Origin of the sequence: Pelagibacterium montanilacus (genome assembly GCF_003992665.1) — a bacterium.
In the GTDB taxonomy this organism is placed as follows: domain Bacteria; phylum Pseudomonadota; class Alphaproteobacteria; order Rhizobiales; family Devosiaceae; genus Pelagibacterium; species Pelagibacterium montanilacus.
The window spans coordinates 1-713 of record NZ_RZMX01000004.1 but is presented as its reverse complement, the minus strand read 5'-3'; the positions used below and the strand labels follow the sequence as shown (position 1 = coordinate 713).

The following is a 713-nucleotide window of genomic DNA, read 5'->3' as shown; positions in this document are numbered from 1 at the left end:
GCCTCGTCCTCAACCACAAGCACAGCGATCTGATCGGTCATATCGGAGTGCCCTCCTTCACCTCGCCGGCCACGTCAAACCGAAGGCTCGCGCTGATGTCTTGCAGCAGATGAATGGAAGCCTGCAGCGTTGCGGGCATTTCGCCACGCTCAGTGCCAGTCTCAATTTTCACTTCTGTGGCCACATCAACAATGTCGATCGCTTCCTCTACGCTGAGAACTTGCTTTTCGATCAGGCGGTGAAGCAGACATTCCACCAGAAGCATGGCTGCCTGACCGTGCGCATCAGCTTCCCGCGCGTGTGGCATGTCGTGTTTGTTGGAAATATCGTGGTTCATCGTTCTCTCCTGCGCAGGCGAGAGCACAATGTCCCTCAGCCGCCGGAGCCTGATACCGGGCCGACGATGATGTCTTGTAGGCCAATTACGTCGGCAGAACCATCACCTGGATCAACAATGAATAATAACTTCAGACAATATCAAAGCAAGCCAGGTCGTGAAATGGTGAAACCATGAAAAACCGCTTCATCGATAAGCTGCAAGGCTTTTGCACCCTCTCACCAGCCGAGGTAGCTGCGCTTGCAGAAGCGACGTCGCGACCGACCAAGGTTCCGCTCAAGACTGACTTGATACGCGAGGGCGACAGACCGGGGCCCGTGTTCGTCATCCTCGACGGATGGGCCTGCCGATACAAGATCCTGCCCAACGGAACGCG

General features: G+C 55.8%; 1 protein-coding gene and 1 pseudogene. One reads left to right on the top strand and one right to left on the bottom strand.

Annotated elements, in window-relative coordinates:
- Positions 1-37: 37 nt before the first annotated feature.
- Positions 38-337, bottom strand: a complete 300-nt coding sequence (locus tag EO136_RS01135; protein ID WP_127142640.1) for a hypothetical protein — start codon at positions 335-337, stop codon at positions 38-40.
- 173 nt (positions 338-510) lie between these two features.
- Between EO136_RS01135 and EO136_RS18700 the strand changes: the two are divergent.
- Positions 511-713, top strand: a pseudogene (locus EO136_RS18700) (hypothetical protein); the annotation flags it as partial.